This window comes from Pseudomonas sp. 32A, from assembly GCF_052682255.1.
Window position 1 is genome coordinate 6,009,180 of record NZ_JBQYLY010000001.1, and the last position, 13,283, is coordinate 6,022,462.

The 13,283-nt window shown below is 62.6% G+C and carries 13 protein-coding genes and 1 pseudogene; 12 read left to right on the forward strand and 2 right to left on the reverse strand.

The features are described 5' to 3' along the window. The first annotated feature begins 69 nt into the window (after nucleotides 1-69). Both rnhA and dnaQ read left to right on the forward strand, forming a co-directional pair. Nucleotides 70-522, forward strand: a complete 453-nt coding sequence (gene rnhA, locus ACUN0G_RS27665) for a ribonuclease HI (RefSeq protein WP_003207474.1) — start codon at nucleotides 70-72, stop codon at nucleotides 520-522. Between the two features lie 70 nt (nucleotides 523-592). Further along, a complete protein-coding gene (gene dnaQ, locus ACUN0G_RS27670; RefSeq protein ID WP_258348540.1) occupies nucleotides 593-1,333 on the forward strand; it encodes a DNA polymerase III subunit epsilon in 741 nt (246 codons plus the stop codon). Between the two features lie 16 nt (nucleotides 1,334-1,349). Here the strand turns inward: dnaQ and ACUN0G_RS27675 are convergent. Together ACUN0G_RS27675 and ACUN0G_RS27680 are read right to left on the reverse strand one after the other, a co-directional pair. Beyond that, a pseudogene (locus ACUN0G_RS27675) lies at nucleotides 1,350-1,469 on the reverse strand (outer membrane lipoprotein carrier protein LolA); the annotation flags it as partial. Beyond that, nucleotides 1,466-2,326 carry a LysR substrate-binding domain-containing protein gene (locus ACUN0G_RS27680; protein ID WP_445574885.1) on the reverse strand — a complete coding sequence of 287 codons (861 nt, stop codon included), beginning with the start codon at nucleotides 2,324-2,326 and terminating at the stop codon, nucleotides 1,466-1,468. The pseudogene ACUN0G_RS27675 and the gene ACUN0G_RS27680, both read right to left, overlap by 4 nt. Before the next feature lie 240 nt (nucleotides 2,327-2,566). Here ACUN0G_RS27680 and ACUN0G_RS27685 point away from each other — a divergent pair, with 240 nt between their 5' ends. The 10 genes from ACUN0G_RS27685 (at nucleotide 2,567) to metC (ending at nucleotide 13,194) form a co-directional block, all read left to right on the forward strand. Then, on the forward strand, nucleotides 2,567-3,403 hold the full coding sequence (locus ACUN0G_RS27685) for a transporter substrate-binding domain-containing protein (RefSeq protein ID WP_063030773.1): 837 nt from the start codon (nucleotides 2,567-2,569) through the stop codon (nucleotides 3,401-3,403). Nucleotides 3,404-3,406: 3 nt separating this feature from the next. After that, a complete protein-coding gene (locus tag ACUN0G_RS27690) occupies nucleotides 3,407-4,213 on the forward strand; it encodes a transporter substrate-binding domain-containing protein (protein ID WP_445574886.1) in 807 nt (268 codons plus the stop codon). Further along, nucleotides 4,206-5,627, forward strand: a complete 1,422-nt coding sequence (locus tag ACUN0G_RS27695) for an FAD-binding oxidoreductase (protein ID WP_445574887.1) — start codon at nucleotides 4,206-4,208, stop codon at nucleotides 5,625-5,627. Before ACUN0G_RS27690 ends, ACUN0G_RS27695 begins: the two co-directional genes overlap by 8 nt. Then, entirely contained in the window at nucleotides 5,624-6,835 is a 1,212-nt protein-coding gene (locus ACUN0G_RS27700; RefSeq protein WP_445574888.1) for an aminotransferase class I/II-fold pyridoxal phosphate-dependent enzyme, read from the forward strand. Before ACUN0G_RS27695 ends, ACUN0G_RS27700 begins: the two co-directional genes overlap by 4 nt. Then, nucleotides 6,832-7,566, forward strand: coding sequence for an amino acid ABC transporter permease (locus tag ACUN0G_RS27705; RefSeq protein ID WP_445574889.1), 735 nt, complete (start codon nucleotides 6,832-6,834; stop codon nucleotides 7,564-7,566). Before ACUN0G_RS27700 ends, ACUN0G_RS27705 begins: the two co-directional genes overlap by 4 nt. Then, entirely contained in the window at nucleotides 7,556-8,248 is a 693-nt protein-coding gene (locus tag ACUN0G_RS27710) for an amino acid ABC transporter permease (RefSeq protein WP_258346348.1), read from the forward strand. The genes ACUN0G_RS27705 and ACUN0G_RS27710 overlap by 11 nt, the downstream gene beginning before the upstream one ends. Continuing rightward, nucleotides 8,235-9,059: an amino acid ABC transporter ATP-binding protein gene (locus ACUN0G_RS27715; protein ID WP_445574890.1), complete on the forward strand. Its 825-nt coding sequence runs from the start codon at nucleotides 8,235-8,237 to the stop codon at nucleotides 9,057-9,059. The genes ACUN0G_RS27710 and ACUN0G_RS27715 overlap by 14 nt, the downstream gene beginning before the upstream one ends. Before the next feature lie 16 nt (nucleotides 9,060-9,075). Further along, entirely contained in the window at nucleotides 9,076-9,672 is a 597-nt protein-coding gene (locus ACUN0G_RS27720; RefSeq protein ID WP_445574891.1) for a cysteine dioxygenase family protein, read from the forward strand. A gap of 135 nt (nucleotides 9,673-9,807) precedes the next feature. Then, nucleotides 9,808-10,455 (forward strand): glutathione S-transferase family protein, encoded by a 648-nt coding sequence (locus tag ACUN0G_RS27725; RefSeq protein ID WP_445574892.1) that lies wholly within the window; start codon nucleotides 9,808-9,810, stop codon nucleotides 10,453-10,455. Nucleotides 10,456-10,479: 24 nt separating this feature from the next. Continuing rightward, on the forward strand, nucleotides 10,480-13,194 hold the full coding sequence (gene metC / locus ACUN0G_RS27730) for a cystathionine beta-lyase (protein ID WP_445574893.1): 2,715 nt from the start codon (nucleotides 10,480-10,482) through the stop codon (nucleotides 13,192-13,194). Nucleotides 13,195-13,283 lie beyond the last annotated feature (89 nt).

Consider the following 13,283-nt stretch of genomic DNA (forward strand, 5'->3'; position numbering starts at 1 on the left):
GACCTCGGGCCTTTGTCGGTCGATTATCGGCAACCCGCTTTGATGGATCCCGCTTTAATGGACAGTGAAATGACCGATACCGTAGAACTCTTCACCGATGGCGCCTGCAAGGGCAACCCGGGCCCCGGCGGATGGGGCGCCTTGCTGGTGTGTAAAGGCGTGGAGAAGGAACTGTGGGGCGGCGAAGCCAACACCACCAACAATCGCATGGAGCTGATGGGGGCGATTCGCGGCCTGGAAGAGCTCAAGCGTCGTTGCGACGTGTTACTGGTGACCGACTCCCAGTACGTGATGAAGGGCATCAACGAGTGGATGGTCAACTGGAAGAAGCGCGGCTGGAAGACTGCGGCCAAGGAACCGGTGAAAAACGCCGACCTGTGGCAGTTGCTCGATGAGCAATGCAATCGCCACAACATCACCTGGAAATGGGTGCGCGGGCACATCGGCCATCCTGGCAACGAGCGCGCCGACCAGTTGGCCAATCGCGGCGTGGATGAAGTGCGCGGCTACAAGCAGAGCTGATGCCGGTTCACGTGTTAAGATCCCGCCCTTTGAAATGTACCAAACCGTTGAGAGCTGAACCCTGATGGCCATCCGATCTGTTGTACTCGATACCGAAACCACCGGCATGCCGGTGACCGACGGCCACCGGATCATTGAAATCGGCTGCGTCGAACTGATGGGCCGTCGCCTCACCGGCCGGCACTTCCACGTCTACCTGCAACCGGATCGCGAAAGTGATGAAGGCGCCATCGGCGTCCACGGCATCACCAACGAATTCCTGGTAGGCAAGCCGCGGTTTGCCGAAGTGGCCGATGAGTTCTTCGAGTTCATCAACGGCGCACAGCTGATCATCCATAACGCGGCGTTCGACGTTGGCTTCATCAACAACGAATTCGCGCTGATGGGCGCGACCGACCGGGCGGATATCACCCAGCACTGCTCGATCCTCGACACCTTGATGATGGCCCGTGAGCGTCACCCGGGCCAGCGCAACAGCCTCGATGCGTTGTGCAAACGCTATGGCGTCGACAACTCCGGCCGTGAACTCCACGGCGCCTTGCTCGACTCCGAGATTCTTGCCGACGTTTACCTGACCATGACCGGCGGCCAGACCAGCCTGTCCCTGGCCGGTAACGCTTCGGACGGCAATGGTTCGGCAGAAGGGTCGGGCAATCGCCCTTCGGAAATCCGCCGCCTGCCGGCGGATCGCCGGCCCACCACGATTATTCGTGCCAGCGAGCAGGACATGGCCGAACACGCGGCCCGTCTTGAGGCAATCGCCAAGTCCGCCGGCGCACCCGCGTTGTGGACCCAATTGACCCAACAATAACGACGCCTGAACATCCTGTAGGAGCGAGCTTGCTCGCGAAAAACCTGAGATCGCCGTTGGGTGTCAGGTTTCCCGCGTCATCGTTAACGACCTTCGCGAGCAACCTCGCTCCTGCCGGGAAGCTCGCCGGCTTCACCCAAGCGCCAATCCCTGGCTGGCCCTGATCAAGTCATAAGCCTTGCGTGCAATCGGGTTCGCCGTGTTCGGGCGGATCCACAGGTAATACGTTACCTCCGGCATCCTCGGCAGCCCGTCGTTCTCTCCCAATACCCGCATGTCCGGCCCGAGCATTTCCATGCTCCGCGGGGTCACGCCGAGCCCTGCGCGGGTGGCCGCCTTGATCCCGATCAGGTTCGACGCCAGGTACGCTTGCCTCCACGGTATGTTCGCCCGCTCCAGCGCCTCCAGGGCATAGCGCCGATAGATGCTCGGCTCATCCACCAGAATCAACGGCAGCGGTTCGCTCGGCGAGTGAATGTACTGCGCCGAACAAATCCACCACACCGGCGAGGTGCGCAGCGCAAAGCCTTCGAGGTTAGAGTCGGCGCGGGTGGAAATCACCATGTCGACCTTGCCCCGATGCAAGTCATCCATCAGGAATGGGCTGCGACCCACGTCGATTTCCAGGCGCAGGCGCGGTGCCGAGCGGGCGATGTGGCTGAGGATCGGCGGCAGGATGGTGTCGGCGATGTCGTGGGGCGAGCCGATGCGCAGCACGCCGCTGAGGCTGCTTTCCCGCAGGGAGTTGAGTGCATCGTCATTCAGCGACAGCATCTGCCGCGCATGCCGCAACAACTGCATTCCAGGTTCTGTCAGCTGCTTTTGCCGGCCACGTTTTTCAAACAGGCTGACGCCCACTTGCTGTTCGAGGCGCTGCATATGCTGGGTGACGGAAGATTGCGTGCGTGCCAGGTGGGTGCCGGCTTCGGCAAAACTGTGGTGGTCGACCACAGCGATAAAGGTGCGGAGCAGTTCGAGATCGAGGGTCGACATGGCCATTCCAGGGCGTTTTTTATATCAAGGGTGCGAAGATAAACATTACATATGTTTATGTGTTGTCGCGTCGAATTTTTACAGAAGCCAATGATTGCGAGTATATGGCCAAAAGCGAGGTCGTCCATTTACGGGAAGTTATAACGATATTAGATATTTGAATTTCCGTTACCCCGGCACTCTCCCTAGCATGCCCCCACATCAGGTCGGGGTACGCCGACCGCTAATGAGGGGAGTTCCATGGGTTTTGTGCGCGCGGCGGTAAAACGAAGGTTGCCTGTGGTCCTGGGCGCATTGATCGCCCTGGGCGGCAGCGCGGTGGTGCAGGCCGACGCAACCCTGGACAAGATCCAGCAGCGCCATGTGCTGGTGGTCGGTGTGCTGCTGTCCGGCGGGCCGTTTGGCGGCATCGATCCCACCACCCAAAAGCCCAAGGGCTTGAACGTCGACCTGGCCAACGAGCTGGGCCGGCAGTTGGGCGCCGAGGTGCAACTGGTACCGGTATTGCCGGCCAATCGCGTGCAGTTCCTGCAGCAGGGCAAGGTCGACTTGCTGATTGCCAATATGGAGTGGACCGCCGAGCGCGGCGAAATCCTCGGTTTCGTACCGACGCCGTTCTACAGGATCGGCGGCACCGCTGCGGTACTCAAGGACAGCAAGATCACCCACTGGGAAGACCTCAAAGGCCAGCCGGTGTGCACCTCCCAGGGCAGCAGCTACGTCAAGCCGCTGACCGAGCTGGGCGCACAGATCAAAGGCTTCAAGAGCTCCTCCGAATCCCTGCTGGCCCTGCGCGGCAACAACTGCGTCGCGGCGGTGCATGACTCCACCTTGATCAACCCGCTGATCAACGACAGCGCCGAATGGAAGGACTACCGCGCCATCAGTCCCGAGCTGAACCCGGCACCGTCGGTGATCTGGACTCGCCGCGGCGAGAACGACACCCAGGCCAAGCTCGACCCGATCATCAAGGAACTGCACCGCAGCGGCTGGCTGATCGACGCCCAGACCCGCAACCACATCACCCCGGCGTCCCCGGCGCTGGTGGAGTTGCAGAAACAGTTCAAGGGCGCCTGACACATGACATTGAAAACCCTGATTGCCTTGGGCCTGGCACTGTGCGCAAGCCTGGCGCACGCCGACGCCACCCTCGACAAGATCCAGCAACGCCACGCCATCAGCGTTGGCGTGATCCTCAGCGGTCCGCCGTTTGGCACCCTCGACCCCAAGACCGGCGAGCACCTGGGCTACAACGTCGAGCTGGCCAAGGGCCTCGGCCAGGCGCTGGGCGTGGAGACCAAGACCGTCTCGGTACTGGCGCCCAACCGCGTGCAGTTCCTGCAACAAGGCAAGGTCGATGTGCTGATCGCCAACATGCAGTACACCGACGAGCGCGCCGAGATTCTCGACTACGTGCCCACGCCTTATGAAGAAGTCGGCGGAGCGGCGTTGATTCGCAAAGGCGCCGGTATCACCCAGTGGGCCGACCTCAAGGACAAGCCGGTGTGCGTGTCCCAGGGCAGTAACTTCATCAAACCGTTGCAGGAAACCTACGGCGCGCAGATCAAGGCGTTCCGCAGTCAGTCCGAATCCCTGCTGTCGCTGCGCGGCAATGGCTGCGTGGCGGCGGTGCACGTCAGCCCGACCATGCATGCGCTGCTGGAGGATGCCGAATGGTCCGGCTACGAGATTCCGTTGCCGGGGGATTTGATCCCGTCCAAATCCGTGATCTGGATCCGCAAGGGCGAGCACGACACCCAGGCCAAGCTTGACGCCATCGTGCGGGACTGGCATCGCAGCGGCTGGTTGATCGCCCTCGGCGAACGCACCGGCATGGCCCCGTCGCAGGCCCTGCGTGATCTGCACGAGCAGTACAGCCATGAGTGAACCGCTCTTCGCCACCCTGCAGCAATTGCTCGGCGCCGCCCATGTGCAGCGCAGTGAAGACGCTCCCCAGTACCTTACCGATAAACAGGGCCGCTACACCGGCCAGGTGATTGCCGTGGCACACCCGGCCAACACCGAGGAAGTCGCCGCCGTGGTGCGCGCCTGCGTCGCCCTGGAAGCGCCCATCGTGGTCCAGGGCGGCAACACCGGGCTGATGGCGGGCGCGACGCCGGACGCCAGTGGTCGTGCGGTATTGCTGTTGCTCGACCGCATGAACCGGGTACGCGTGATCGATACCGACAACGACACCCTGACCGTCGAAGCCGGCTGCATCCTGCAAAACATCCAGGACGTGGCCCGGGAAGCCGATCGCCTGTTTCCGCTGAGCCTGGGCGCCGAAGGCAGTTGCACCATTGGCGGCAATCTCGGGACCAATGCCGGCGGCACGGCGGTGCTGCGCTATGGCAACACCCGCGAGCTGACCCTGGGCCTGGAAGTGGTCACTGCCGAAGGCGAAATCTGGAACGGCCTGCGGGGTTTGCGCAAGGACAACACCGGCTACGACCTGCGGGATTTGTACGTGGGCAGTGAAGGCACCCTCGGCATTATCACCGCCGCGACCCTGAAACTGTTCCCGCTGCCCAAGGCTCAGGCCACCGCGCTGCTGGCCTTTGATGAGTTGGCTCAGGCCGTCGCTTTTCTGTCCCATGCCCGCGCCGGTTTTGGTGCAAACCTCACCGCATTCGAATTGCTCAGCGCCGATTGCCTGGCGTTGTTGCGCGAGCAGTTTCCCGAAGGCCCGCAACCGTTCCTCAAGGCCAGCCAACCCTGGTTCGCTTTGCTGGAACTCTCGGATAACCACGGCGAAACCCACGCCCGCGAAGCCTTCGAAAACGTCCTCGGTGAAGCCTTCGAGCAGTCATTGCTGGCCGACGCTCTGATCGCCGAGAGCCTGGCGCAGAGCGAAGCCCTGTGGCTGCTGCGGGAGAACATGAGCGAGGCGCAGAAGCGCGCCGGGCGCAATATGAAGCACGATATCTCGGTGCCCATTTCGCAAATCGTCGCCTTCGTGGCCCATACCGATGCGCTGTTGCAGGTGCATTTCCCCGGCGTTCGCAACTTCACGTTCGGGCACCTGGGGGACGGTAACCTGCATTACAACGTCGCCCATCCGCTGGACTCAACGGTGGATGAGCACATGGCCAACTACGCCGACCTGAGTTTGCTGGTGCACGACAGCGCCCACGCCCACGGCGGTTCCATCAGTGCCGAGCACGGAATCGGCCAGCGCAAGGTCGGCATGCTGGGCCGCTACAAAAGCCCGGTGGAGCTGGACCTGATGCGCCGCATCAAGCGTGCCCTCGACCCGAAAAACCTGCTCAACCCCGGCAAAGTCCTGGAGGTGCAGCCATGACGGTTCGCCTGTCCAAGCGGGTGCAGCGGGTGTCGCTGTCAGCCAACGCCGCGGCCAAATCCCGTGCCACGGAACTGCGTGATGCGGGCCGCGACATTCTGGACCTGACCACCGGCGAGCCGGACTTCGACACCCCGGAGCACATTAAACAAGCCGCCTACGCGGCCATCGCTGCGGGCGCCACCAAATACACGCCGACACCGGGTGTGAAAGCCTTGCGCGTTGCGGTGCAGCGCAAGCTGGCCGAAGAAAACCACCTGGACTATTCGCTGCCGAATATCGTGATCGCCAACGGCGCGAAACAGATCATCTTCAACGCCTTCGCCGCCACCCTCGACGACGGCGATCAAGTGCTGGTGCCGACGCCGTACTGGCCGTCTTTCCCTGACAGCGTGCGGTTCAACGGTGGCGAACCGGTGTTTATCGAGTGCGGGCTGGAGCAGGGCTGCAAGCTGCTGCCGGACCAACTGGAACAGCACATCAATCAACGCACCCGCTGGCTGATCCTCAACGGCCCGGGCAACCCGAGCGGTGCCGTGTACAGCGAGGCTGAATTACAGGCGCTGGCCGAGGTGCTGCGTCGCCATCCCCAGGTGCTGGTGCTGCTGGATGAACTCTACGAACACATTCGTTTCGACGGCCGCCCGGCCCAGAGCCTGCTGAACGTCGCACCGGATTTGCAGGACCGTTGCCTGCTGGTGGGCGGCGTGTCCAAGACCTACGCCATGACCGGATGGCGCATCGGTTTTGGCGCCGGGCCGCAGACCCTGACCAACGCCATGGCGGTGGTGCAATCGCAATCCACCTCCGGCGCTTCTTCCGTCGGTCAAGCCGCTGCATTGGCCGCGTTCACCGGCGGGCTGGGCTTTTTGGCCGAACAAGTGGCGGCTTATCAGCTGCGCCGGGACCTGCTGATGATGGCCCTCGGCACCGTCGACGGCCTGGAAGTGCTCGAACCTCAGGGCGGCTTTTTCGTGTTCGTGCGCTGCGCCGGTTTGCTTGGTCGCTATCGCCCGGACGGTCAACAGCTGAACGACGACAGCGATGTTGTCGAGTACTTGCTGGAGGAGGGCGTGGCCGGTGTAGCCGGCAGCGCCTACGGCCTGTCGCCGTGGTTTCGCCTGTCCATCGCTACGGCGACCGACAGCGTGGCCGAAGCCGGCCGCCGTATCGCCGCCGCCTGCGGCAAGCTGCGGGGCGCCGAATGAGTCATTGGCTGGAGATTTTTGTGCATTGGGCCGCCGGTATCGGCCTCAACTACAGCTTCCTGCTGGATGCCTATCAGCGCGGCACCCTGGAGCAGGGCGCGCTGACCACCGTGCTGTTGTGCGTGTTCACCATCGTCGGCAGCCTGCTGGCGGGGATCAGCCTCGCGGCGCTGCTGACTTCGGGCAATCCGTGGCTGGCCAAGCCGGCGCGGGTGTTTATCGAAGTGACCCGCAACACGCCTACGCTGGTTCAGCTGTACTGCGCATTCCTGGTGTTGAACATGCTGCTGACCCAGGCTGTCGGTGCGGCCAACCCGCTGACGCCGTTTGCCTGGGTGGTGATCGTGATCTCGCTGCACAAGGGCGCGTTCCACGCTGAAGCCCTGCGCGCCGGCATCGAGGCGGTACCTTCCGTGACCCTGGAAGCCGCCAGCTCCCTGGCCTTCAGCAGCCGGCAACTGCTGTGGAATGTGCAGTTGCCGTTGGCCCTGCGCTTCGCATTGCCGTCGCTGATCAACAACCTTATCGACCTGGTGAAAATGACCGCCGTGGCCTCGGCCATCGCCGTGGGTGATATCACCTACGCCTCGATCATGATCTGGACCCAAAGCGACAACGTGCTGGAACTGATGATTCTGATCCTGAGCTTTTTCGGCTTGCTGAGTTTTACCGTCAATTGTGTAGGGCGCTGGCTGGAAGCGCGCCTGAGGATGCCCGGCTATGGCCATTGATTCATTCCCGGTGCTGTCGGCGTTGCTGCAATGGTCGCCGGCGCTGGTCAGCGGTTTCGGCCAGAACATCCTGATCAGCCTGGTGGCGATTGGTCTCGGTTCGCTGCTGGGCCTGATAGTGGGCGCGTTGGCCCTGTCGCCATTGCGCCTGCTGCGCTTGCCGGCACGAGTCTGGGTGCAGATTTTCCGCAATGCGCCGTGGCTGGTGCTGATCTACTTCACCACCTACGTGTTTCCGTTCGAGATCCATATTGGCAGCAGCTATGTGTCGTTCCCGGACTGGGTCAAGGTGACCATCGGCCTGGCGTTGCCCGCCAGCGCGAATGTGGCGGAGATCTTTCGCGGCGCCATCGGCTCGATCCCCAGCACCCAATGGGAAGCGGCGCGGTCACTGGCATTTACCCGTGGCCAGATCTTCCGCTCGATCATCTTGCCCCAGTGCTTCAAGCGCATGTTGCCGCCGTGGATGAACCTCTACGCGGTGGTCACCATGGGCACCGCCCTGGCTTCGCTGGTGGGCGTGCACGACGTGATCGACACCGCACAGATCGCCAGCAACACCGTGAACATGACCGGCTTCACCGTGGTGATCTACCTCAGCCTGCTGGTGCTGTTCTTCGCCTACTGCTACCCGATTTCCCGTTTGACCCAACGCCTGGAGCGCCGTTATGCCTTCTATTGAACCCCTGGTCAGCCTGCGGGACTTGCAGCTGTCGTTCGGTGAAAACCGGGTGCTCAAGGGCATCGACCTCGACGTGCATCGCGGCCAGGCGGTGTCGATCATCGGCCCGTCGGGCTCGGGCAAGTCGACCATCCTGCGTTGCATCACCGGGCTGTTGCAGCCCCAGCGCGGTACCATCCGCGTGGGCGAAACCCGGGTCGACACGCTGACCCAGGAAGCCCAGCGCATCGAGTTGCGCAAGCGCGTCGGGTTTGTGTTCCAGCAATACAACCTGTTCCCGCATCTGTCCGTGCTGGAAAACCTGGTGATCGCCCCGCGCAAGGTGCTTGGCCGTCACCGCGCCGAGGCAGAGAAGGACGCCCGCGCGCTGTTGGCCAAAGTGCGCATGGAGCACAAGGCCGATGCCTATCCCGGCCAGTTGTCCGGCGGCCAGCAGCAGCGGGTGGCGATTGCCCGGGCGTTGGCGATGCGCCCCGAGCTGATCCTGTTCGATGAAGTGACCTCGGCCCTGGACCCGGAAACCGTCGGTGAAGTACTGACGGTGATTCGCGAGCTGACCGAAGAAGGCATGACCTGCGTGCTGGTAACCCATGAAATGCGCTTCGCCGAAGAGATCAGCGACATCGTCTACTTCACCGAAAACGGCGTGATCGTCGAGCACGGCAGCGCCGAGCAGATCTTCCAGCGCCCCACCAGTGAACGCACCCAGGAATTCCTGCGCCATGCCTTGGGCGATCCCGGCCGCCGGCCACCGATCGCCAACGATCCTTACCTGTTGACCAACCTGAGCCGCTACACCCTGTCTGTCTAACAAGAGGAACCTCGTTATGAGTACCGTAAACCGTGCCGCCGTTATCGAAGACTTCCTGCAGCAGATCCGCGTCATCAACCAGCGTGGCGTAGACCGCGCGGCCCTGGTGGAAATTGTCGGGCTGCTGGAAACCCTGGCCGAGCGCCGGGACCTGTTCAACTTCAACGAATTCCCCGCGCCAGTACCGGGGCAGGGCAGCACTGCGTTCCGCTATCGCCTGAATGACGATGGCGACACGCCGACCCTGTACCTGAATTCGCTGCTGCCGGGCAAAAGCACCCTTCCACACAACCACGAAACCTGGGCGATCATCAGTGCCGTCGAAGGTCAGGAAATCAATTACGTGTATGGCCGCAACGATGAAGGGCGTGAGGAAGGCTTCACCACCCTGACCCTTGAGAAAGAAGTCGTCGTGCAGCCGGGCACCTCTATCTCGTTCCTCGGTGAAGACCTGCACGGGATTCGCGTTGAGGGTGAGCAGGCGACCTTGCACTTCCACCTGTACGGCTTGCCGCTGGAATCCCTCAACGGCCGTTATGGCGTTGAAGCAGACGGCCGGATCCTCAATTACAACGCCTCGCAGATGGCGCCTTCAATCCGGGCCTATTCCTGAGCACAACACACATCAAATGTGGGAGCGGGCTTGCTCGCGAATGGGGTGTGTCAGCCAATGAATGCGTTTCTGACCCACCGCATTCGCGAGCAAGCCCGCTCCCACAATTGGATCAGCGTTCATCCAGGGTTTTTTATGATTGATCTGTATTACTGGCCTACGGGCAATGGCCTGAAAGTCGGGATCCTGCTGGAAGAGCTGGAGGCGGAGTACCGCCTGATTCCGGTCAACATCCGCGAAGGCGCGCAGAAGCAGGAAAGCTTCCAGCGCATCAGTGCGAATGGGCGGATTCCGGCGATTGTCGACCACAGCCTTGAAGCACCCCTGAGCCTGTTCGAGTCCGGGGCGATCCTGAATTACCTGGCGGACAAAGCGGGGCGCTTCCTGCCGCCCGCCGGAAGCGCCGAGCGCCAGAAGGTCCAGGAATGGCTGTTCTGGCAGGTGGGGCATATCACCCCGTACCTGAGCCAGTTGCAGCTGTTCAAGGAGAAGGCCCCGGAGCCGATTCCCTTTGCCCTGGATTTGCTGAATACCGAAGCCACGCGCCTGTATCGGGTGTTGGAGCAACGCCTGGCCGAGGTGCCGTATGTGGCAGGCGAATACTCGGTGGCCGACATGGCGATCTTCCCGTGGATCCAGCCCCTGCGCCAAGGCCAGGACCTGGCGGGCTACCCGAACATCCAGGCCTGGCGTTTGCGCATCAAGGCGCGCCCGGCGGTCCAGCGGGCTTATGCCAAGGGACGTGAAGTCGCCGCCGGCGAGCGTTCGCTGGCCTTGCAGTAACTCATCTTTTTTTGCGGGACTTCCATGAGCCAGACCATCACACCCGGGCAATTGCAACAATGGCTGTTCGACGGCCAGGAAATCGCCCTGTTCGACGTACGCGAGCACGGCCAATACGGCGAGGCCCATCTGTTCCACGGGGTAAACCTGCCCTATAGCCGCCTTGAACTGGAGGTGCAGCGCCTGGCGCCCAACCCTCAGGTGCGCCTGGTGATTTACGACCAGGGCGGCGGCGATGTGGCGGCGCGCACGGCGCTGCGCTTGCAGGCATTGGGCTACCGGCAGGTGCATGTACTGGAAGGGGGGGCTGACGGTTGGCAGGCTGCCGGCCTGCAGCTGTTCGCCGGGGTGCATGTACCGTCAAAGGCTTTTGGCGAGTTGGTGGAAGAAGCCAGCCACACGCCCCACGTCACCGCGCAGCAACTGGCGGAGTGGCAAGCCAAGGGCGAGCCGCTGGTGGTGCTGGACGGCAGGCCGTTTGATGAATACCGCAAGATGACCATTCCTGGCTCCATCTGCTGCCCCAACGGTGAGCTGGGTTACCGCGTGCACGACCTGGTGCCGGATGAGACGACGCCGATCGTGGTCAATTGCGCCGGCCGTACCCGCAGCATTATCGGTGCCCAGACGTTGATCAACCTCGGCGTGAAGAACCCGGTTTATGCGTTGGAAAACGGTACCCAGGGTTGGTACCTGGCGGATTTCAAACTGGAGCATGGCAGTACCCGGCGTTATGCCGATCAGGTCTCGACGGATCTGGCCCAACAGCGCGCGGCTGCCCGGCAACTGGCGGAACGGGCAGGGGTGGTCAGTGTCGGGGCGGAGCTGGTTCGGCAATGGGCGGCGGATCCGGCCCGCAGCCTGTTCCTGTGTGATGTGCGCACCGCTGAAGAATTTACCGCCGGCAGTTTGCCGGGGGCGCAACACACGCCAGGCGGGCAGTTGATCCAGTCCACCGACCTGTACATCGGCGTGCGTCAGGCGCGGGTGGTGCTGTTGGACAGCGACGGCGTGCGTGCGCCGATTGTTGCCAGTTGGCTGCGCCAGTTGGGGCATGAGGCATATGTGCTGGAGGGTGGAATCCACAGTGGATTGGCGCTGGAGGTAAAGGGGACTGTCCCCTTTGAAGCGCTGCCGGGGATATCGGTGCAGGCACTGGCTGACACGTTGAAGGATGGCACCGTTGACCTGGTGGACCTGCGCCCGAGCATGACCCATCGCAAGGGCCGAATTGCCGGTTCGCGCTGGTCGATCCGTTCCCAGTTGACCGCCGGTGCGCGCCCGGTGGTGCTGCTGGCGGATGATCCGGCGCTGGCTGCTTTTGCTGCGCTGGGGTTGGGCGACGATGTGCGCTTGCTCGACGGCGGCTATGCCGCATGGGTGGCGGCAGGTTTGCCGGTGATCGAGGACGCGCAGACACCTCCCGACAATCAATGCATCGACTTTTTGTTCTTTACCCACGACCGCCACAGCGGCAACAAGGACGCCGCCCGCCAGTACCTGGCCTGGGAAATCGGCCTGCTGGCACAGATGAGCGAAGCGGAAATCGCCAGTCTCAAACCATTGTTGCCCGCGTCACGGGTGCGTACCCGGTTGATTCATGCGGCGCGTACCGAAGGGGGCAACGGTGGCCGGGCGGTCAACATACCGATCACCCGCCTGAGCACGGTGCTGTTCGACAACCTGGCCCAGATGCGTGACGCCCGCTCCCGACGCGACAGTGAGCGGGTCCTGAGTTACGGCGCACGCGGGAATCCCACCGCTTTTGCCCTTGAAGACTTGGTCACCGAGCTGGAGGGTGGCTATCGCACACGGCTGTATGGCACGGGGCTCGCCGCAGCGGCGCAGACGTTTCTGGCCTACCTGCGGCCCGGCGACCATGTGTTGATCACCGACGCCGTGTATTCGCCGGTGCGCAAACTGGCCCGGGAGTTCCTCCAGCCATTCGGCATCGAAGTCAGCTACTTCTGCCCGGACGGCAGCGGCCTGGAAGCGCAACTGCAAGCCAACACCAAAATGGTCTATGCAGAAGTCCCCGGTTCGCTGTTGTATGAACTGTGCGACCTGCCCGCGATAGCCGCACTGTGCAAGCCGCGCGGAATCTTGCTGGCGGTGGACAATACCTGGGGCTCGGCGTACCTGTACCGCCCGCTGGCGCTGGGTGCCGACATCTCGATCATGGCCTTGACCAAGTACCTTGGCGGCCACAGCGACGTGATGATGGGCAGCGTCTGCACCACCGAAGCCGCATGGCCAGCCCTGGCGAAAATCAGCGATACCTTTGGCAATGCGGTGAGCGCCGACGATGCCTACCTGATCCTGCGTGGCGCCCGCACCCTGGCTTCCCGGCTGGACGTGCACGAGCGCCAGGCGCTGGCGATTGCTCAATGGTTGCAGGTGCAGCCGCAGGTCAAGCGGGTGTTCCATCCGGCCTTGCCCGAGCATCCGGGGCATGCGCTGTGGAAGCGTGATTTCAGCGGCAGCAATGGCCTGCTTTCGTTCGAACTCAATAATGCCGATGCAGGCTATGTGGAGCGTTTTATCGACGGCCTGCAGCTGTTTGGCCTGGGCGCCTCCTGGGGCGGTTATGAAAGCCTGGTCACCCTGGGCGACACACAGGATCGCTGGAGTGCCGCTGACCGTGGATTGAACCCGGTGGTGCGCCTGCATGTGGGGTTGGAGGATGTGGAGGCGTTGATCGAGGATCTGCAGCGCGGGTTCCTGGCGGCGGGGCGGTGAGCCTCGCACCATGACAATTTGCGTCCGACCATAGGTGCCCATCGAACTTTGTGTTTAACTTCGGCACCTGAAATTCGTTTCACTACCAC

Excerpts from the sequence above, each read along its gene's own strand:
- ACUN0G_RS27685 (WP_063030773.1), top strand. The coding sequence starts at position 2,567 with ATGGGTTTTGTGCGCGCGGCGGTAAAACGAAGGTTGCCTGTGGTCCTG.
- ACUN0G_RS27680 (WP_445574885.1), bottom strand. The coding sequence starts at position 2,326 with ATGTCGACCCTCGATCTCGAACTGCTCCGCACCTTTATCGCTGTGGTC.
- ACUN0G_RS27720 (WP_445574891.1), top strand. The coding sequence starts at position 9,076 with ATGAGTACCGTAAACCGTGCCGCCGTTATCGAAGACTTCCTGCAGCAG.
- ACUN0G_RS27705 (WP_445574889.1), top strand. The coding sequence starts at position 6,832 with ATGAGTCATTGGCTGGAGATTTTTGTGCATTGGGCCGCCGGTATCGGC.
- ACUN0G_RS27725 (WP_445574892.1), top strand. The coding sequence starts at position 9,808 with ATGATTGATCTGTATTACTGGCCTACGGGCAATGGCCTGAAAGTCGGG.
- ACUN0G_RS27710 (WP_258346348.1), top strand. The coding sequence starts at position 7,556 with ATGGCCATTGATTCATTCCCGGTGCTGTCGGCGTTGCTGCAATGGTCG.
- ACUN0G_RS27695 (WP_445574887.1), top strand. The coding sequence starts at position 4,206 with ATGAGTGAACCGCTCTTCGCCACCCTGCAGCAATTGCTCGGCGCCGCC.
- metC (WP_445574893.1), top strand. The coding sequence starts at position 10,480 with ATGAGCCAGACCATCACACCCGGGCAATTGCAACAATGGCTGTTCGAC.
- ACUN0G_RS27690 (WP_445574886.1), top strand. The coding sequence starts at position 3,407 with ATGACATTGAAAACCCTGATTGCCTTGGGCCTGGCACTGTGCGCAAGC.
- ACUN0G_RS27700 (WP_445574888.1), top strand. The coding sequence starts at position 5,624 with ATGACGGTTCGCCTGTCCAAGCGGGTGCAGCGGGTGTCGCTGTCAGCC.
- ACUN0G_RS27715 (WP_445574890.1), top strand. The coding sequence starts at position 8,235 with ATGCCTTCTATTGAACCCCTGGTCAGCCTGCGGGACTTGCAGCTGTCG.
- rnhA (WP_003207474.1), top strand. The coding sequence starts at position 70 with ATGACCGATACCGTAGAACTCTTCACCGATGGCGCCTGCAAGGGCAAC.